The organism is Laspinema olomoucense D3b (assembly GCF_025370785.1).
In the GTDB taxonomy this organism is placed as follows: domain Bacteria; phylum Cyanobacteriota; class Cyanobacteriia; order Cyanobacteriales; family Laspinemataceae; genus Laspinema; species Laspinema olomoucense.
Genome location: NZ_JAMXFA010000004.1, coordinates 1 through 18,811, shown reverse-complemented (window position 1 = coordinate 18,811; position 18,811 = coordinate 1). Strand labels below are relative to the sequence as shown.

13 protein-coding genes and 3 tRNA genes are annotated in these 18,811 nt (G+C 49.0%); 10 read left to right on the top strand and 6 right to left on the bottom strand.

Translation table 11 applies throughout. The annotated features are described in order from the left end of the window. Window positions 1–47 precede the first annotated feature (47 nt). Window positions 48–839: a class I SAM-dependent methyltransferase gene (locus NG792_RS03730; protein ID WP_261197657.1), complete on the bottom strand. Its 792-nt coding sequence runs from the start codon at window positions 837–839 to the stop codon at window positions 48–50. Window positions 840–1,223: 384 nt separating this feature from the next. Here NG792_RS03730 and NG792_RS03725 point away from each other — a divergent pair, with 384 nt between their 5' ends. Then, entirely contained in the window at window positions 1,224–4,367 is a 3,144-nt protein-coding gene (locus tag NG792_RS03725) for a two-partner secretion domain-containing protein (RefSeq protein ID WP_261234580.1), read from the top strand. Between the two features lie 115 nt (window positions 4,368–4,482). Here NG792_RS03725 and NG792_RS03720 read toward each other — a convergent pair whose 3' ends face one another. From NG792_RS03720 to rimO, 3 genes are all read right to left on the bottom strand, one after another. Then, window positions 4,483–5,253, bottom strand: a complete 771-nt coding sequence (locus tag NG792_RS03720; protein WP_261234579.1) for a DUF8692 domain-containing protein — start codon at window positions 5,251–5,253, stop codon at window positions 4,483–4,485. 973 nt (window positions 5,254–6,226) lie between these two features. Next, window positions 6,227–7,687 carry a DEAD/DEAH box helicase gene (locus NG792_RS03715; protein ID WP_261234578.1) on the bottom strand — a complete coding sequence of 487 codons (1,461 nt, stop codon included), beginning with the start codon at window positions 7,685–7,687 and terminating at the stop codon, window positions 6,227–6,229. 372 nt (window positions 7,688–8,059) lie between these two features. Then, window positions 8,060–9,415: a 30S ribosomal protein S12 methylthiotransferase RimO gene (rimO, locus tag NG792_RS03710; protein ID WP_261234577.1), complete on the bottom strand. Its 1,356-nt coding sequence runs from the start codon at window positions 9,413–9,415 to the stop codon at window positions 8,060–8,062. A 660-nt stretch (window positions 9,416–10,075) separates the two neighbouring features. Here rimO and NG792_RS03705 point away from each other — a divergent pair. The 4 genes from NG792_RS03705 to NG792_RS03690 all read left to right on the top strand — a co-directional run bounded on the left by NG792_RS03705 (window position 10,076) and on the right by NG792_RS03690 (window position 12,102). Beyond that, window positions 10,076–10,216, top strand: a complete 141-nt coding sequence (locus tag NG792_RS03705) for a hypothetical protein (RefSeq protein ID WP_015146951.1) — start codon at window positions 10,076–10,078, stop codon at window positions 10,214–10,216. A gap of 412 nt (window positions 10,217–10,628) precedes the next feature. Beyond that, window positions 10,629–11,771, top strand: a complete 1,143-nt coding sequence (locus NG792_RS03700; RefSeq protein ID WP_435387561.1) for a hemolysin family protein — start codon at window positions 10,629–10,631, stop codon at window positions 11,769–11,771. Between the two features lie 100 nt (window positions 11,772–11,871). Further along, a tRNA-Tyr gene (locus NG792_RS03695) sits at window positions 11,872–11,956 on the top strand. Between the two features lie 74 nt (window positions 11,957–12,030). Continuing rightward, window positions 12,031–12,102 (top strand) — tRNA-Thr (locus NG792_RS03690). Between the two features lie 145 nt (window positions 12,103–12,247). Here NG792_RS03690 and NG792_RS03685 read toward each other — a convergent pair. Beyond that, window positions 12,248–12,321: transfer RNA gene (locus NG792_RS03685), tRNA-Arg, on the bottom strand. 574 nt (window positions 12,322–12,895) lie between these two features. Between NG792_RS03685 and NG792_RS03680 the strand changes: the two genes are divergently transcribed. From NG792_RS03680 to NG792_RS03670, 3 genes are all read left to right on the top strand, one after another. Beyond that, window positions 12,896–13,564, top strand: coding sequence for an Npun_F0813 family protein (locus NG792_RS03680; RefSeq protein WP_261234576.1), 669 nt, complete (start codon window positions 12,896–12,898; stop codon window positions 13,562–13,564). 135 nt (window positions 13,565–13,699) lie between these two features. Continuing rightward, a complete protein-coding gene (locus NG792_RS03675; protein WP_261234574.1) occupies window positions 13,700–14,695 on the top strand; it encodes a hypothetical protein in 996 nt (331 codons plus the stop codon). Between the two features lie 208 nt (window positions 14,696–14,903). After that, window positions 14,904–15,731, top strand: a complete 828-nt coding sequence (locus NG792_RS03670; RefSeq protein ID WP_261234572.1) for a hypothetical protein — start codon at window positions 14,904–14,906, stop codon at window positions 15,729–15,731. A gap of 176 nt (window positions 15,732–15,907) precedes the next feature. Here the strand turns inward: NG792_RS03670 and rsmI are convergent, their stop codons facing one another. Beyond that, a complete protein-coding gene (gene rsmI, locus NG792_RS03665) occupies window positions 15,908–16,777 on the bottom strand; it encodes a 16S rRNA (cytidine(1402)-2'-O)-methyltransferase (protein WP_261197647.1) in 870 nt (289 codons plus the stop codon). 133 nt (window positions 16,778–16,910) lie between these two features. Here rsmI and NG792_RS03660 point away from each other — a divergent pair, with 133 nt between their 5' ends. After that, window positions 16,911–17,810 carry a sugar kinase gene (locus NG792_RS03660; protein ID WP_261234571.1) on the top strand — a complete coding sequence of 300 codons (900 nt, stop codon included), beginning with the start codon at window positions 16,911–16,913 and terminating at the stop codon, window positions 17,808–17,810. 90 nt (window positions 17,811–17,900) lie between these two features. Beyond that, complete coding sequence (locus NG792_RS03655) at window positions 17,901–18,380, top strand: hypothetical protein (RefSeq protein WP_261234568.1); 480 nt, start codon at window positions 17,901–17,903, stop codon at window positions 18,378–18,380. The last annotated feature ends 431 nt before the right edge of the window (window positions 18,381–18,811 follow it).

Sequence of the window (18,811 nt, the reverse complement as noted above, 5' to 3'; positions counted from 1 at the left end):
TCGGGAAACTGGCTCTTTATCTCCCTCATCCCCGCGCCTGTGTCGTCCTAAATCGCTCCACAAATTCCCCCAAAAACTGCCACTCCATAGTGTTTCCAAGGGATGGCTACTGTGGAAAAATTGGCAGATTTTAAAAGCTCTACCTGTTCTAACACCGTTGCCAAGCGATCAGGACCCGAGTATCCCTGGGGAATGGTTTTACCACATTTAGCCCGCACTTTCTCTAAAGTGATTCCCTGTTCCTGAACCCCCTCCTCTCTGACTGCATGATAAACGGCCTCTAATGCTGGAGTTTCTGACAATACGGGGTCTGCATTCCAAAAACATCCCCCTGGGGACAGATTCTGACCAACCCATTTAAACAGTTTTAATTTGACCGGATCACTCAGATGATGAATCGCTAACGAAGAGGCACAGACATCAAACCCCTGATGCGGTGCAATTGGCACATTTAACGTTGCCAAATTTCCAAAATCAGCCTCGATCCATCGTACCCGTTCCCCATAGCCTGCCGCTTCAATTTTATCCTGACAAACACTCAACATTCGCGGGGAATAATCTACTGCCACTAACTCCGCATCGGGACAGTGAGCCAATAGTTTAAGGCTAAGTTCTCCTGTTCCACAACCTAATTCTAAAATCCGTTGGCTGGTAACCGGAATGCACCGCAGTAACGCCGCCAACAAGTCATCGTAAATCGGCAACAGTTGGCGAATGCCCGTATCAAAATCAGCAACATTCGCAAAAACTTCCCCAGGATAAATTTCGGGTCTAGGGTCAAGGGTTTCTAAACTAGCCTCGCTTTGGTTTTCTTCTGACAGGGGAGTCTCAGAACTCATCAAGGGTTTCCTGCTCATCAAGTTAGATTATTCTAGTAATATTATCATAAGATGGCCCCGTTTCTGGGTCCAGGATTTGGACTTAGCGATCGCCTCTAAAAATGGGAAGTTCGGGAATGGAAGAAAGCCATCTCCTCACCCGAACTCTCCAGGAGGCCGGGTTAAGATAGGATAAACCTGAGATCGGACTCCCTCTGTCGAGGTCAAAATGATTGAGGGTCGTTATCACAGCACATCAGGGCCAAAACCCTCGTCACAGTTCCCTGGATTGAACACTTGACCCGGGTTCTAGCCACCCACCCCAAAGCTCCCCCGTTCCCTCGCTTTTTCCTCAAATTGTGATAGCCTAGAGCATAATATCCGGCCTGTCACTTTCGTGCCATTATGTTGCCTCTAATTCGGCAGGTTAAACCCAACCCCCCCTGGCAAATCCCCTGGTTGCTTTTACCGTTTTCCATTGGCCTGCTCTGCGAACCCAGCAGCGCTCAAATTGTTCCCGATACCACGCTTCCGGTCAATTCTATCGTTACTCCAGAGGGCAGTCGCCTAGTCATTACCGGCGGTACTCCTGCCGGGTCTAATCTATTTCATAGTTTTACAGAATTTAGCGTACCGACCGGGGGGGCCGCCTATTTTAATCAGGTCAGTACGCTTCAAAATATCTTCGCCCGCATCACCGGAATTAACGCCTCAAATATTGATGGAATTCTCCAAGCAAATGGCAGCGCTAATCTATTTTTATTAAACCCTAATGGGATAATATTCGGGGCGAATGCTCAGTTAAATATCGGGGGTTCATTTGTTGCCAGTGCCGGGGATCGCATCCAATTTAGCGATCGCACGGAATTTCAGGCCAATCCTGGGGAAAACCCCCCTTTATTAACTGTAAGTTCCCCGATTGGGTTACAACTGGGCACCGACCCGGGGAACATTGCCCTCAATGGTGCTCGCTTAGAAGTCCCCACTGGCCAAAAATTAGCCTTAGTCGGAGACAACCTGGCGATCGCCGGTGCACAACTGAGCGCACCCAGTGGCACAATTGACCTCACTGCCCAAAATATTACACTTTCAGCCGGTGCATTGCTAGATGTGAGTGGAGAAGCTGGAGGACAAATCCGCATCGGGAGTCGCGAACTCACGCTCACCGACCAATCTCGAATTTTAGCCGATACATTAGGGAACGGAACCGGCAGAGGCATCGAAATCACTACGGAGCGACTGCAATTGAGCGATCGCGCCTTGATTTCCGCCTCCACCTTTGGCAGTGGTCCTGGAGGCAATCTCACTATCCAGGCAAGCGATGCAGTGAGCATGACCGGGGACAATAGCTTTAACCAAACCCTCGATCGCCTATTTAACCAAGAAATCACCCGCCCCGAAGACGTCGGAACCGGCATTTTTTCTATCGCTTTCGGTACAGGCAACGGGGGCAACCTCACTTTAAACACCCCCTCCCTACAACTCACCGACGCCGCCTTTATTTCTACCGCCACCTTTGCCGATGGCAAGGGAGGCAATATGACCATCAACAGTGGCACAATCCACCTGGTCGAATCCGAACTGTTTGCCGATAATTTGGGCAATGGGGATGCCGGAGATGTGACCCTGAATGCACAAACCCTGAAACTCGAAAATGGAGGTGCGATCGCCGCCTCCACCTTTGGTGCAGGTCTAGGCGGAACCATTACCATCACGGTATCTGACTCCATCGAGGCCGGGGGAACCAGTTCCCAAGGTCGGTTTAACAGTGGCATCTTTGCTAGTGCGTATGTCAATGCCACCCAACCTGCCGGAAATATCAAGATTCAAACCGGACAACTAAACCTTCGTGACGGCGCGCAGATTGCCGCCACCACCTTTGCCGCAGTTCCCGGGGGAATCGTCACCGTAACTGCCTCAGAAATAGAGGTCAGCGGCACCAGTGCCAATGGGCAATATCTCAGCCGTATTGAAACCCAAACTCAGGCGGGGGGGAGGGCGGGCAATTTGACCCTGAACACGCGATCGCTGATTGTGCGGGATGGGGCGATGATCTCTACCTCCACCTTGGGAACCGGCGACGGAGGCAACCTCACTATTCAAGCGACGGACTTTGTAGAATTAACCGGAACCGGAACCTTTAATTTAGCCCAAGCCGTTAGAGAAGGTACATTTGAACCGGATCAGATTAAGGATGGATTATTTACTGCAAGTTCCGGTTCCGGTAACGCCGGTAATCTCACTCTGGAGACTGGGAGACTCAGCCTTGGCAACGGCGCTCACATCGCCACCAGTACCCTCACTCAGGGAACTGGGGGAACCCTGACGGTCCGCGCCAGGGAGCTGATTTCTCTCCAGGGAGCTTATTTGCTAACGGGAACTGCCGGTCCGGGTCCAGCCGGTGATATCTTTATTGATACAGGTGACTTACGCTTACAAGACGGAGGGCAAATCATCGCTTCCACCCTCGCCGCCGGATCCGGGGGAAATATTCGGATCAACGCCTCGGAACTCGTCCAACTCCAAAACCAATCCTCTATGATTTCCACCAGTGAAGGACCGGGCAGTGCCGGGTATGTGCTGATCCAAACGGATCAATTGAGTCTCCAAAATCAATCGTTTGTCTCCACCTTGGCCTCAGGTGAGGGAAATGCAGGTTTTTTGGGAATTGCCGCATCCGAATCCGTGGAACTGCAAGAAAAAAGTGCCTTGGAAACGGCCACCCAGGGAATCGGCGATGCCGGATTCTTGCAAATCGATACCCGATCGCTGATTCTAGAAAACAGTGGCATCTCCGTCAGCGCTCAAGGGACGGGAGAGGCAGGCAATCTCAACATTGTCAGCGAGCGCTTGAGTCTGAATAATGGGTTTTTGTTGGGAATTGCTGCATCCGGTCGAGGTGGTAATGTTCAATTAGAGGTCAACGATCTCCTAACTCTGCGACAACAGTCAGCTATTTCCGCCGAAGCGTTAGGGACTGGGGATGGCGGTAACGTTGCCCTCACCACCGATGCGATCGCCTTACTAGAAAATAGTCGCATCCGCGCCAATGCGATACAAGGCATGGGCGGGAACATCCAAATCTTCACCCAAGGTCTGTTTGAGAGTCCTCAGAGTCAAATTACGGCCAGTTCCAGTCAAGGCATTGATGGAGTAGTCTCCGTCAAGACCCCGGATCTCCAACCCACCCACGGGTTAATTGCTCTCCCCTCAGAAATACTCAACCTGGCGAATTTGGTCTTTGAGGGCTGTGGTACAAGAGTGTCCCAGAGTGAGTTTATTGTTACCGGACGCGGAGGATTACCCCCGAATCCCACGGACCCCTTCACTGGCGATCGCATCCTGGAAGATTTGGGAAAGGTGCAACCCTCTCCCCATTTAACCCCAACCCATTCCACCGGCGCGACGATTCCCCCATCTCCTCCTTTAGTAGAGGCTAATACCTGGGCGATTAGCCCTAATGGTCAACTCATCCTCACCACTACAGCCACTCAAAACCCCTCCGGCGATCCCTGGGATACCCCCGAAAATTGTCATCCGCGATCCTAAAATGGCGATCGCCTCGAATGCCGTCTCCTCTTCCCTGTTCAACGACTTCCAACCGGGAAACCACTTGAGTGGCGAGATAGAACTACCGCAAAACCCTTTAGTCCTGACCTTTAAATTAGGATTGGAAGCGGTGCATCCCTTGTTGAATCTGTTCTTTACAGGTCAAGGAAAAATAAGTAAACCAACTCACAATTCCAAACAACTGAAATCCATTTTCTAATAAGGCCCGGTCGCGATCGTAGATCAGTCCCATGTCTACTAAATCTATGATGGCCCGCATATCCAACAAAATTGACAGGGCGAAGCAGGCAAAGGCCAACCCCACAAAAACTAAATACCTGCTGTTCAAGATGATTTTATAAAATTTTATCAGGTACAGGGCCAGCATAATCACATAAGCTAAATAAACTATTTTTTCTGAAATGCCAAAATAATTGGGAAAAACTTCCTCATGAAACTGAAAAGAATCATCCAGCATCAATACGACGGTGATCACCCCCCCAAAAAAGAGAAAATGTTGATGTTTTAGGGAGGGATTCAGGGGTTTGAGATAAAGAGAAGTAAACAGACAAATAGCAGCGGTGGCACACCATAATAAAATGCCCAATTGGGTAACCATTCCTATATAAAAAGGCAAATCTGCAACTTTAGTAGGGTCGCCCATGAGATGATGAATGGGGACTCGATTTTGCTGTCGGACCAACAACACAAGTACGAAAGTCGGCAGATAGACTGTCATCATGATCGAGAATAATTCGGTGAGGCGATCGCGTAAGCGGTCCCTGGCTCTAACTTGCCTAAAAGTATCAATCAAGGGTTCATTTGTCTGGATATCTGGCCAAAATTTTTCGGTTAAATCTCTAACCGTAGCCGTTTTTTTATTCATAGATTACCTGCTTGATTTTATATATTTTTCAAACCCTTTCCCAACCCCCTGGAATGGTTTTCACCGATGCTTCTGAGCCAGGATTTAGCAAGTTAGGAACAAATTTTACCGCAAATTAACTCTATGTTAACTCAAGCGAGCCAGCTTGCCTACCGCTTTAGAGAGAGGAGGCTCAGGTCACTACAATTAACAGTTAGGGAGTTCCTAAAACTCTGGACAGAGTGGGTTAAACAGCCCTTTAAAGCTAAAAAAACCGCCAAAAATCTGCCAATTTATATCACCGATCGCCCTTGCTAGTTCAGGCAAAAACTAGGCTTTTCCCCAAACTCACAACAAGCTATTAGCTGAATTTTTAGGAAATGTCATGTCACTCTAGTCTGACTATTTATAGGTTAATTGAGATAAAAAGGGTAGATTTTTGAAGAAGCGTTAAAAAACCTTTAAAAAACTTTAAAAAACTTTAAACGAGGGGTGAATTTTATAAAATATTAAAAATTGGGCATCCCAACTTTCCGCGCCGTAATGCCAGGAGTCTCCCAATTTCCTTTACTGTTGTTATTACTGCCCATGAGGAATAGGTAAGCCGAAATAACATCTATCTGACGACTGAAATTTAACGAGGATTTGATAGAGTTTAATGATAAATGGCTCACCCTGTAATCGTGATGCAAGCCTCATCAGGGAGTTCTCATCTCGGAGTTGCAATCCGCTTAAATCTTCAGCATTAGCCTTGGGGCTGTAATGGTTAAAAGCCGCCATCAACCCCCTGGTATTGGCACTGCCCTAAAAAAATTATGGCCGGTTGCATTCTCAAAATGCTCACCAGCCAATCAGGTTTTATTTTCCTGTGGAGAGGGGGTAATCCAGCGATCGCGAGATGATCCCCTCGTGAGGTTAGTAATCAATACGGAGTTAGAGGGAACAGCACCCAGACAAATTGCCCCGATTCATTCCCCCTTACCGGCACTACCCTCTATTGACGTTCGCCAATTGGCTCTCGCGACGAAGAGTTACGAGGTTTTGAGCGCTTAATCGGCTTCGACATGGAGCGGGATGAGCGATCGCGATCGCGGTCGTCGTAGCGCTTCTCGGAATAGCTCTCAATTTCCTCGGGCGCATCTTCGGTGATATTGCTTGCCCAGTTAGGACGAGTGCGATCGTAAGCCATTTGCAGCGCTGCAGCGGCGATCGTGTGGGGGTCATATTCTTCGCTCAATTGAGCGACGATCGGCAGGAACGAAGCCAAACGCTCGCCACTGAGGATTTCCCGAACTTGAGATTGCAGTTTTTCCAGATGCCGCGCCTCAATTTGAGAGCGGGTGGGAATCGAGCGAATCTTCAAAGTTTGACGCAGGTGCCGCTCAATTTGTTGAAGCTTGCGCCGGTCAAACGGCTGAATCAGCGAGATAGCAGTTCCTTCACGACCGGCGCGGCCCGTGCGTCCGATGCGGTGGACGTAGCTTTCCACTTGGTCCGGTAAATCGTAGTTAATGACGTGGGTCAGGTGATCCACATCTAAACCCCGTGCAGCAATATCCGTAGCGACAATCCAGCGCACCTGTTGCTTGCGGAAGCGATCAATTAAGCGTTCCCGCTGGGACTGGTTGAGGTCCCCGTGGTATTCATCCACGCTGTGACCTGCCGCTTGTAATTGGCTGGTGAGTTCAGCCGCAGCCCGACGGGTGCGGACGAAGACGATCGCCGTTTCGGGGTCTTCCAATTCTAAAATCGGCAATAAGGCCCGAGATTTTGACCAGCCGCGAGGGACCATGTAGATTACTTGGTCGATCTGCTTCGGTGTTGATTTCTGTTGGTCAATCTTCACCGTGACCGGATCGCGCATGAACTTATTCATCAGCTTCCGAATGGAGGGTTCCATCGTGGCTGAGAAGAAGGCAGTTTGACGGTTTTTGGGGGCGCGATCGAGGATTTTTTCCACATCGTCAATAAACCCCATGCTCAGCATTTCGTCCGCTTCATCGAGGACGAGATGGGTGAGGGTGTCCAAGTTGAGATGCCCACGGTTCAGCAAATCCAGAACCCGTCCGGGGGTGCCGACGACAATCTGAACTCCCCGTTCCAGGCGCTGAATTTGGCGTTCAATCGAGGAACCACCGTACACCGCAAAAATCCGTACCCGGCGATCGTCGGTTAATTCCCGAATCGCATTACTGACTTGGATCGCCAGTTCCCGCGTTGGGGCCAGAATCAGCGCTTGAACATTCTTATCGTTAACATCCATCTGCTCCAAAATGGGCAGAGAAAAGGCCGCAGTTTTGCCCGTTCCAGTTTGAGCTTGTCCGGCTACATCAAGTCCCGCCATCAGTTTGGGAATGGCTTGTTCTTGAATGGGGCTAGGTTCAGTAAACCCAAGTTTTTCTAGCTGTTGTACGCGCTCTTCTGAAAGACCTAAACTTTGAAATGAAACAGTCATTTATTCTCCTAAAACGTTTGAGTTTGGGGCTGCTAAAGTGCAGCTAATACCATTTCTCGTTTTTGATGCTACATGGGGTTGCTCTTAGGTAGTTGGAGCTAGGACAGATACGCTTTCGATGTAGAGCATAAAAATAGAATTGGTATTGATGCTAATTGAGATTAGCTGATGTTGAGGGGTACTTCTGATTTGCCTTTGATTCACAAAATTTGTAAAGAAAAGGCACGGTAGAATCGGGCTTTCTGTCTTAAGGCCCGGGCCACCGATCCGGGGCAGGTATTGAACGAGCTTTTAAATTGCAGAGGATCTCAACATATCTGTTAAAGACCATACCAAAAACCGTTCCAAACTTCCCCAGAAAATCTGGATTACTTAACCGAGGGCAATTGATTCCCGTTGCACTAGGTCAGCTACAGTGGCAACATGACCGTAGAGGTCGTAAACGTCAGCACTGGCGATCGCCACTGGCACCCTCGACCCGAGACGTGCATTTCCCCGAACATAGACCAACCCATCGACTTCTGGCGCAAATCGCGCCGATCGGCCTATTAACTCCCCAGTTTCAGGGTGTTCTTGTTCGATTAATACGTCTACAACCTTACCGATTTCCCCTTGATTCTTCTTCAGTGAAATCGGCTGCTGCAATTCCATCAAGGCACAGCGCCGTTCCTCCATCACCTCTTGCGGGAGTTGATTGGGCAGCGTATAGGCGGGGGTTCCTTCTTCCGGGGAAAAGGTGAATACCCCTACATGATCGAACTCATGACGTTGAACAAACTGATACAAATGCTCAAAGTGTTCGTCCGTTTCGCCGGGAAATCCCACGATAAAGGTCGTCCGCAATACCGCATCCGGCACTGCTGCTTTAATTCCCTCGATAATCCGATCATTGACCCCCGCTTGCCAGGGCCGATTCATCGCCCGCAGCACTTCGGGATGGGAGTGTTGCAAGGGTAAATCTAAGTATGGCAGCACGTTGGGAGTTTCCCGAATCGCCCGCAGCACTTTAGGGGTCAGTCCCGTAGGATAGGCGTAGTGCATCCGAATCCAGGGGACATCTACCTCCCCCAATGCACGCAGCAGTTCCGCCAGTTTGGGTTCACCGTATAGGTCTAACCCATAGTTGGTGGTAATTTGAGAAATTAAAATAATTTCTTGGACGCCCTCCAAGGCCAGTTGCTTGGCTTCCGCTACGATGGACTCGATGGTGCGCGATCGCTGGTTTCCCCGAAGATGCGGAATGATGCAAAATGCACAGCGGTAATCACATCCCTCCGCGACCCGCAGGTACGCTACACCTTCGGTAGTCGTCCGGTAACGCGGTGTCGTCTCATCGGCGATATAAGTCGGTTCTGCGGAAATCTCTGTGACTCGCTCGCCGACTTCGACCCGTTCAATCACTTCTACTATTTTATTATAATCCCCCGTTCCCACAACTGCAACTGCTTCGGGCAGTTCATCAAACAGTTGTTCCTGGAAATGTTGCGCCATGCATCCGGTAATGACGATTTTTTTCTTCGCCTCCGCCAGTTCTACCAGCGTCCGGACTGACTCTTCCCGAGCCGATTCTATAAAACTACAAGTGTTGACGATGACGTAATCTGCTACTTCTTCATCGGTATCGACCGAGTAACCTGCTTGTACCAACAGGCCCAGAATATGTTCGGTGTCAATGCGATTTTTCTCGCACCCTAGATGAGAGATAGCAATGGTTGGCTTGTTGCCCATGCAGTTATTGCTTCGAGTTATTGTAATGGTGCTCCGTTGTAGAGCGAGTTTCGCTCCTGATCGTCAGTTTTATCAAAATACAGTATAGCCGCTTTTTCTACAAGTTTTCCCAATCGAACTCCTGGGGCTAGGGGTAAGGGTCCTGATAGAGGAGGTCCTTATCCTTTCGGTTCTGGCTTGGGGCCTGTTGGATTTAAGGCTCCCGGTGTGGAGACGGTCGGTTGCACAGTTAGCAGATCGTATTTTGTGTCAATGTACTATAGCATCTAAACGCTATTAATCGCGAGTCAAAGTATTTTCCTCCTCAATTTTCCATTCCAACTCTCTGTGGGGGCTGGGGGACGCGGAATAGGGGCAGGGGGGCTGAGGTGGTTAGACCCCAGGTTTAGAACCTAATCCTCGTTCTGGGCGAGTCCATCCATTTCCCCGATTCTTTAAGAAGATAGAGAGCAGACCCTCGCCCTCCTGAAAAGAATCCGCAGATCCGCAGTTACAATGATGGGGGAGAAAAACCAACCCCCGACTCCAAAACGGGGAGAAATGCCAAGTCTGTTCTCCCTGGAGTAAGCGACCCTCTGTCCCGGATTTTGAACGAGGGCAGAGGATAGGGATTGATCGAACGTTTAATCTTTGTTGTGCCTGAGCCAGGAGCGTAGCGCTATGTCAGACTTAAATCGTGGAATTATGAAATTTAAAGGAGCCGACAGCCCATTGCTGGTTGGGGTTTCCTCTGTGCTGATTTTAGGCGGCATTGCCTTTTTAATTTGGTGGGGGTTGCAATCGGCCTATAGTTTCAACTAGACCGGGACATCGAGGCGATCGCCCCGGATTTGTCCGGTCTACCCTAAGCCTTTTGGGCTAAGGTTTGGAAATCATTATTGGATAGTCTTACCCGGATTGACAGGTAAAAGACCCCTCTTTCACCCTCCCCAAGACACAGGGGAGGGAACCGGACTTAAATTAGGGGTTTTTTTACTTGAAAAAACCCGGAAAATTGAGATCAGTCTAAGACTTAGGCAGGCAATCACGGATTGAGAGCAACCGAAACTTCCTGCGGCAAAAGGGCCGCAATTTTGTTGCTCAGGTCAACCGGACTGCTTTGACAACGAGAGCCGATGGGAACGTTATTATGGGCATCAGGAGCGGACTTGATAACCTAATGAGTACAACGCTCTCCATTCATTTCCTTTTACCCCCTTACTTCTGCCCCATCGTGATTTCTTCACCCCTCCCCCATTCAGTTTTAGCTGTTTCTCAACTGCAACCCCTCTTAGGAAATATTTGGCTTGATGTCGGGGGCCTGATGCTCATGCTGGTCCTTTCAGCCCTATTTTCCGGTTCAGAAACAGCTATTACCGCCCTCGATAATTTGAAATTGCGATCGCTCATCAAAGAACAAGGGGACCCGCACCGCATCTTTACCCTCGTTCTGCACAAGCGCACTCGCTTTATTACCACCCTCCTCGTCGGCAATAACCTCGTCAATAATTTTTCCGCCATTTTGACCAGTAATCTGTTTGCCTTGTGGTTGGGAAACGCGGGATTAGGAGTAGCAACAGCCGTTGTCACCCTGTTAGTCCTAGTTTTTGGGGAAATTACCCCCAAATCTTTAGCGATTAACAACGTGATTCCCATTTTCAAGGTAGTTGTAAGACCCATCTACTGGTTATCGCGGGTGCTGTCCTTATTTGGGATCGTGCAGTTGCTAGAAAAAATTACCCAGGTGATGATTCGTTTGGTTCAAGGGAATAACGTTCAACAAGGGGAATCCTTAACCGATCTCCAACTCATGATCGAAATTCTCGGGGGTCGGGGTCAATTGGACTTGTACAAGCATCAGTTGCTCAACAAAGCCCTGATGTTGGATAGTTTAAGCGCCAGGGAAGTGGTTAAACCTCGGATTGAAATGCGAACGATTTCCCATGAGGCGACGTTACAGGATTTGGTGGATTTGTGTTTAGAAACGGGCTATTCTCGGATTCCCGTCCAGGAGGAATCCAAGGACCGAATTGTGGGGATCGTTCACCTCAAGCAGGCAATCCAGCAAATTCGGGTCTGTCAACAGGAGGGAAACGACAATGGGGGTGTGACCCTGGCGATGGATCCTCCCGTTTATGTCCCGGAGACCAAACGAGTAGCGGATTTGCTTAAGGAGATGTTGCAACAGCGGCTGCATATTGCGATCGTCGTGGATGAGTACGGAGGAACGGTTGGGTTATTGACCCTAGAAGATATTCTGGAAGAACTGGTGGGGGAAATTTACGACGAGAGTGATTTGGACAACCGGACCCACCGCAAAGGGGTTGTCAATGCCGTTCCCCTAGGTATTCGCAGCAACCGGGGGAATGGTCGATGAACTCGCCGGGTCAGGTTTAAACCCAGGCTTTAAAAAAAGTTTGCTTAAAGCCTTGACTTCTCTGAGAATTCTGCTAGTATTAGTAATTGTGGACAAAAAAGGGTCGATGCCCGAGCGGTTAATGGGGGCGGACTGTAAATCCGCTGGCTACGCCTACGCTGGTTCAAATCCAGCTCGGCCCACCACAATTCATTCAAAGTTCTACGTGAATGGTCAAAAAATCATGACCTAGTAACCGTTGGAAAGGTGAATGTTGTCTGCCCGTGTAGCTCAGTGGTAGAGCACACCCTTGGTAAGGGTGAGGTCACGAGTTCAATCCTCGTCACGGGCTTTTAAAGGTGAGAATATTAAAGAATGGGGTTTAAGGCTTGAAAGAGTATTTAGACCCTGTTTTTTTGATAAAAATTAAGGCAAGAGGGGAGAAAAGCCACTATTGCCAAAAATTTGCTCAAACTGGGAAAACTTGAACCGAGAAACGGGTGCGGCAGGACTCGAACCTGCGACCAACGAATTAGAAGTTCGCTACTCTATCCACCTGAGTTACGCACCCAAACAACGGTTACCGGAAAACTCCGATTGAGGTTCATTTCTTGCAGACTGTCAAAAACCAAGTTGCTGCAAGGGTTGATTTTTGTATTTTATCAAACAAGAGGACATTTGCATAGCCGCATTTAGAGGAGATTAGGTTTTTTCCCTTGAAAAGCCCGCCTCTAGGGATAACCCTGTTAACTGAACCTCAACGACCTCGGCTAGAAATCTCTTGGGGTCGGGAGTGATTGGGTCTCGTGCTCCCCAGGAGAAGCCGACATCCTAGGTAGGCTATCTAGGTAGGCTATCACCGAGTTTCGTAGTGCATTCCCAAAGCACGAATAACAAGCTTGGGGTTTTTCCGGATAAGCCATAGAGTAAGATAAGGGTTAGTCAGGGCGTTGAATTACGTCGCCAGGGAAATGAGCAAGACTTGCCGAGTTGCGGTTAACTGCGTGAGTCAGACTAAACTAAAGCCAAAGTGTGGTTCAACTTAATCTTGAAACCAAGCAGGCCGACAAACGAAACTCTCGCTTTTCGCCATTTCCATTGAACCGACAGCACCCACAGGCCACGAGGACTCAATTGGCAGCGTCATGTTTATTCTGAAACGGCAGGATGTTGAAATAACGGGTATTCAGCACCCAAAAACGGGTCAGCAAATACCGATTTTGAACTATCAAGGTCAGACCTTTCGCTTAATTAACGTGTTTAGCGCTCAACAGGCGGATGAGGCAAGGGCCTTCTGGAGGGACCTAACGGATAACCGTGGGAAAGCTTGCGTACTGCTTGAAGAGACTGATCGATACAGTGTTTGGGGCAAAATCCGTCTGGACCAGCTTACAGAGGATGCTCATGGAGGGGTAGCAGCAGCGCCCCTGTACACCCAAGCCTGTCTTTTAATGCTCCAAGCGGTTTTCTTTGACATAGAAGACTTGCTGGGCAATCGGCAAGCGGGTTCATTTGAAAAGGACATTGCTGAGACCTTTAAAAAATGGCGCTTCCCTCAAGCGGAATCCCCGAATGCGGTCAACCAGTTGCTTAAGATGGACCCCTTAGGGGGCGCTCAAGTCCCGTCTTGGCAAGAGCATCATTTGAATACCTTGTTGCAAGAACTCTATCGCTTGGGCAAAGCCTATTTTGGGAATACCAGCTTTGTAGAACGAGCCTTAGATATCTTGGAAGATATGCCCGCTGCGGAACGCAAGCAGTTTAGAGATTGGCTTGGACAATCTCCCCTCGGTGAGATGTGGTCCCTATCTTGAGAGAGTGTTCTTTCAAGTGGGTTCTGTGCTCTTGTCGTTAACAAACGGCTCTCTAGGCAAGCCCTTGGCCGTTTCTACGTTTAAGAAAGTCCTAGACCCCAAGACCGATGCCCCGTTAGCAATTTGGGAATTTCTATGCGAACGACTTCAGAAAAGTTAACCAGTTCTCAACCCATGTTTGCAGCTCAGACCCTGGTGGTTGCCGGAATTGCCTGGGCTGTTTTAGCGTTGTTGTTTTTTTTGTTATTTAGCGTACCGGAGTCTCCTGGACTGGGGAGACCCTTATGGTACTCAATCGGTACGTTAATATTTGAATTAGCTGCTTTCTTGGCTGCTGCAATTCTGTGTTTTAGAAATTGGCGCTCTCCTCAGATTGTCAGTGGACGGAATGTCTGGCTGGCGATTGGGGTTGGAATGCTGTGCTATTTTCTAGGCGGCGTGTTGTTTGGCTTATGGGAGCTGTATTGGAATCTTGCCCCAGATGTGTCTTTGGGGGATTTCTTTTACGCGATTACCTATATTGCCCTAACCATTGGAATGGTTTTGGCGGTCTCAGGGCGCAAGCTGAATTTAGAAGTTTGGCAGTGGGCCGTCTTGGGGGCGATCGCCTTGGCGGGGATCGCGTTAGCCTACTGGCTGGCTGTGGCTGAACCGATTGAGGTACCCGAGGCTGCTTCACCCCAGGCGATCGAGCAGGTTGCACCACCAGCTAACGGATCCGGGACTTCGGCTCCTGCTCCTGCGCCAGCCTCCAGCACCCCGCAAACCGCTCCGGGCTTCATTTTGGCCATTGACGAAGCTCTGACTCCTGTGGCTGTCTATGTGAATTTGTTCTATGTGATCATGGACGTCTTGCTCCTGATCCTGGCAACTGCACTGTTGTTAGCCTTCTGGGGAGGACGTTTCTCTCAGTCTTGGCGTATGATTGCGGCGGCTACTTTTTCCCTCTATATTGCCGATATGTGGTTTAAGTACGCAGATGTCCGCGTCGCTAACTACGAAAGTGGCAGTCTTTTGGAAGTCTTCTGGATTTTCAGTGCCGTTTTGTTCGGCATTGGTGCAGTCTTGGAATACGATATCTCTACTCGTTCTCGTTCTCGGGGGCGCAGAAGAGGTGGATCCTCGGATTAACGTAACTTCTGTGATCCCCAATCTGATTGGGCGACAATCCCTTGTCTGGAACGAGACTGCTCTATAACTCGCCCCCTATCCAACAATGGCATGATATTCTAGTCCTCCCCCATTCAGACACTGGCCGCGCTAAGATGGCGCTCATCTCCCTTGAAGCGCGTTCAATGTCTCCGACTCTCGTCCAAATGTTTACCCCCGATGATGCGGCATGAGTTCTCGAAAACTATCTGAATCTGACAAAAGCGACATTATCGACCTGTATCGACAGCCTGGAGAAACGACTTTAACCCTGGCGAGTCGTTATGGTGTCAGTAGCTCGACAATTAGCCGCATCCTCAAAAGCACGTTATCCGAAGAGGAATATGAATCCCTCATTCAACAAAAGCGCTCTGGTCGCTTTCTTCCGAGTGATTCAGAGTCGCTGGATATGGAAGAGGAGCAGCCGTTAGCTGCTCCAGCTAACCGACGCATTCGCCTCCGTTCTGCTTCCTGCGCTTCTGAGGAAGAAGATAATAATGAGCTTGAACTCCCCGAGGAAGGCTTTAACGATCGCTATCCCAGCATGGAAACTAGCGCCCTCCAGGAAATGTTGGGAGAAGACATCCTGGATGAGGAGGATGAGGACGACGATGAGGAGGATGACGAAGAATTAGAGGAGGATGATGAGGAGGATGACTGGGGTGATGATGAACCGCTGTTGCGGCGAGGTCATGCTCGCACTTCTACTGTGGTCGAAGTCTTACCCCTGGCGGAAGCTGAACTTCCAAAAATCTGTTATGTGGTGGTAGACAAAGGGGGGGAGTTAATTACTCGCCCTCTCAAAGAGTTTGCCGAACTCGGACAAATTCCCGCGCAAGAGTCTTATGAACGAACTCTGCCGGTTTTTGACAATCACCGAGTGGCTCGGCGCTTTTCGGCGCGAAATCAACGGGTGATTAAGGTTCCTGATGGCCGGATGCTGCAAAAAACTAGCGTTTATTTGCAATCTAAGGGGATCACCCGCTTACTGATTGATGGTCAAGTTTATTCTCTGTAAGGGTGAATGGCGGGTGGGACTAGAGTGGGTCCCTTTAACCCCGAAGCCCGGTTGAGGGACAAATAGCTTGCTGCTTTAAAGCTAGGTTCTGCATGGAAGCAGAGGGCTACCTGGGAGTCCTTCGGGAACACCCGCTTGGGGAGTCCCTCCTAAATGCGGTACTCAGAGGGTAGGGTTTACAGGTCCTCGGCATTTTGCTCATCTAGGGCGATCGCGAGTTGATAAATCTGGCGACGCGGAAGTTCGGTTTCCTGAGCCAACTGCCTGGTCGCCTCGGACCGGGTGAGTCCCTGGGCGATCGCATTTTGTAAGGCCGCCTTGAGGCTTTCTTCTGAAAAAACGGGGGTTGAGCGATCGCCCCCGTCAATGACTAAGGTAAATTCTCCTTTGGGTTGACAATTGTCGTCATAATGTGCTATTGCTCCGGCAATTGTTCCGCGCCAAAACTCTTCATGCAGTTTCGTTAACTCTCGCCCTAAGACTAAGGTGCGATCGCCCCCTAAGATTTTCTCTAAATCCCGTAATGTTTTCCGCAACCGATGGGGGGCTTCATAAAGCACCATCGCCCTTGTCTCTCCCTGTAACGCCTGCAATTGCTGCTGTCGTTCTTTTCCCTTTACCGGCAAAAACCCCTCAAAGGTAAATCGAGAGGCAGGTAAACCCGCTGCACTAATGGCGGTAATGCAGGCACTGGGTCCGGGAATGGGCACCACCCTAATTCCTTTTTCCAGACAAGCTTTGACGAGTTCATATCCGGGATCGGAGATTCCGGGCATTCCGGCATCGGTGACGAGGGCGATCGCCGCACCCTCTGCTAACCGATTAACTAATTCGGGGATTCGCTGTTGCCGGTTATGTTCGTGATAGCTAATTTGCGGTGTTTTAATTTGAAAATGATGCAACAATTTTCCCGTGTGACGGGTATCCTCAGCGGCGATCGCATCAACTTCCTGCAAAATTCGGACCGCCCGGAATGTCATATCTTCTAAGTTTCCGATGGGCGTTCCCACGATATAAAGTGTGCCTAGTTTTGAATCAATTTCCATGAACAAAGGGCTAAAATTTTCCCTATCTTAATATGGACCATGTAACCTAAGAATGAGTGTAGACTCTTCTGGGGATTTCCTGCTCATCCGCATCCCAATTCATGATAAAGTATGAACCCAAGGGAGGTGGTGAATGGAAGAATCGGCTGACCTAAAACGCGAGGATGAAACCCAGAAAAAACAAGGATTGTTTGTGGGTTTAGTTACCGTGGACGTGATCTATTTAACCGCAGGAGTGCCTCAGAACAATCAGAAAATTGTGGCGACTGACTCGATGATCAATGCTGGGGGACCGGCAACCAATGCGGCGATCGCCTTTAGTTCCCTTGGCAATCACTCGACCCTGCTAGGGGCAGTCGGACAACATCCGCTAACTGCCATTGTTCAGGAGGAATTAGGGCGGTATGGGGTGGCGATCGCCGATTTAGACCCTCACCGCACCGAACCCCCACCCCTGTCTTCGATTATCGTTACCCAAGCAACGGGCGATCGGGCTGTTATTTCCCTCAATGCCACCAAATCTCAAATTCTTGGCGATCGTCTACCCCTTGATTCCTGGGAAAATTTTAACATAGTCTTGATGGATGGACATCAAATGTCCGTCAGTCAACGGATCGCCCAAATCAGTCACGCCAAAACCATCCCCGTCGTCCTTGATGGAGGAAGCTGGAAATCCGGATTGGAAACCCTTCTCCCCTTCGTAGATTATGCCTTATGTTCCAGTAATTTTTATCCCCCAAACTGCCACAATGCCTCCGAAGTTTTTACCTACCTTGCCCAGCTAAAAATTCCCCATATTGCCATTACTAACGGGGAAAAACCCATTCAATACCTCAGCCCGGGTATCCCAGGTTGGGTAGAAGTTCCTCAAGTCAAAGCCGTTGATACATTGGGGGCCGGTGATATTTTTCATGGGGCATTTTGTCATTATATTTTACAAGAAACCTTTCCCCGGGCTTTAGCTTCTGCGGCAAAAATTGCCTCCCGCGCTTGTGAAGCCTTTGGGACACGCTCTTGGATGAACCTCACCTAAAGCGGGTCTTAACCTATCTCTTTAGAAAGATTTGAATACAATTTCAATTGATTAAGATTAACACAAAAAGCCTTTAAAGGAAGCCAAATCATGAGCACCCGAGAACAATTCCTGCGGCTCTCTCCTCGTCATCCGTGGATTGGTTGGGGATTAGGAGTCTTTTATTTGATCTGTGCCTGTGTGTCCCTGCTGTTTATTCCGATTGGGACGGCGCTGATTTGGATTGCCATGACGAGTCCTTTACTCATTATTGCCGATGAATTATGTGCTGCTATAGAAATTAGTAATACCCGAATTGTACGGCGAAGTCCTCTGAGTCCGAGACTGATTATCCCGTGGGTTGATGTCAAACGAGCTATCTTAGTGTCTAATCGTAAAAATAATCGCTTAGTGTATATTCAAGCCCGTGAACCCTTGCGATATTCCATTTCTTTTAATAGTAAGCAGAAAAATTTTAGAAATGGGTTGCGTCGAATGTTTGAAATTGCCGAAGCAAATCGGATGGATATTGAAATTAAAGGATTGTCCCGGCGTCGAGATTGGAAACAGTGGGCTTACTTAAAAAATTGAGGGATTAGCATTCAGCCGGCCTAACTTTGTAGATAATCCCGCTTCTCAAGCCTACTTTAGAAAAATTAGACTCGCACAGGAGTTACCTATCACTTGGATAGAGAGTTAGGGCAATTAATTTCGGTTCTGCTACCCCTGGGGAAATGCCGTTACGAGGCTAATCGTCGTGTTTTTCCCGATATAGCAATCCTAAATGATTTGTACCTCACCCCCCTCCCCTCTCCCTTAACAAGCTATGCGTTACTCACATATTTCTTAACAATCTCGTAAACCTAATGCCTGTATTGGTTAGCGGGATAATTAACCTCAAAGGATGGGGCCTTTTTAGACTTAAATAACATACTTAAGTGTGAGAGTTCTATTCTAGAATAGAAAGGGAGCCTCCCAACGAGCTATGTTTCCTAAAACTACCATAAAGGAAAAAGGGCATT

Coding starts and splice junctions, on each gene's coding strand:
- NG792_RS03725 (WP_261234580.1), top strand. CDS start 1,224: ATGTTGCCTCTAATTCGGCAGGTTAAACCCAACCCCCCCTGGCAAATC.
- NG792_RS03680 (WP_261234576.1), top strand. CDS start 12,896: ATGTTTATTCTGAAACGGCAGGATGTTGAAATAACGGGTATTCAGCAC.
- NG792_RS03655 (WP_261234568.1), top strand. CDS start 17,901: ATGAGCACCCGAGAACAATTCCTGCGGCTCTCTCCTCGTCATCCGTGG.
- NG792_RS03720 (WP_261234579.1), bottom strand. CDS start 5,253: ATGAATAAAAAAACGGCTACGGTTAGAGATTTAACCGAAAAATTTTGG.
- NG792_RS03675 (WP_261234574.1), top strand. CDS start 13,700: ATGCGAACGACTTCAGAAAAGTTAACCAGTTCTCAACCCATGTTTGCA.
- rimO (WP_261234577.1), bottom strand. CDS start 9,415: ATGGGCAACAAGCCAACCATTGCTATCTCTCATCTAGGGTGCGAGAAA.
- NG792_RS03715 (WP_261234578.1), bottom strand. CDS start 7,687: ATGACTGTTTCATTTCAAAGTTTAGGTCTTTCAGAAGAGCGCGTACAA.
- NG792_RS03670 (WP_261234572.1), top strand. CDS start 14,904: ATGAGTTCTCGAAAACTATCTGAATCTGACAAAAGCGACATTATCGAC.
- NG792_RS03730 (WP_261197657.1), bottom strand. CDS start 839: ATGAGTTCTGAGACTCCCCTGTCAGAAGAAAACCAAAGCGAGGCTAGT.
- rsmI (WP_261197647.1), bottom strand. CDS start 16,777: ATGGAAATTGATTCAAAACTAGGCACACTTTATATCGTGGGAACGCCC.
- NG792_RS03660 (WP_261234571.1), top strand. CDS start 16,911: ATGGAAGAATCGGCTGACCTAAAACGCGAGGATGAAACCCAGAAAAAA.
- NG792_RS03705 (WP_015146951.1), top strand. CDS start 10,076: ATGTCAGACTTAAATCGTGGAATTATGAAATTTAAAGGAGCCGACAGC.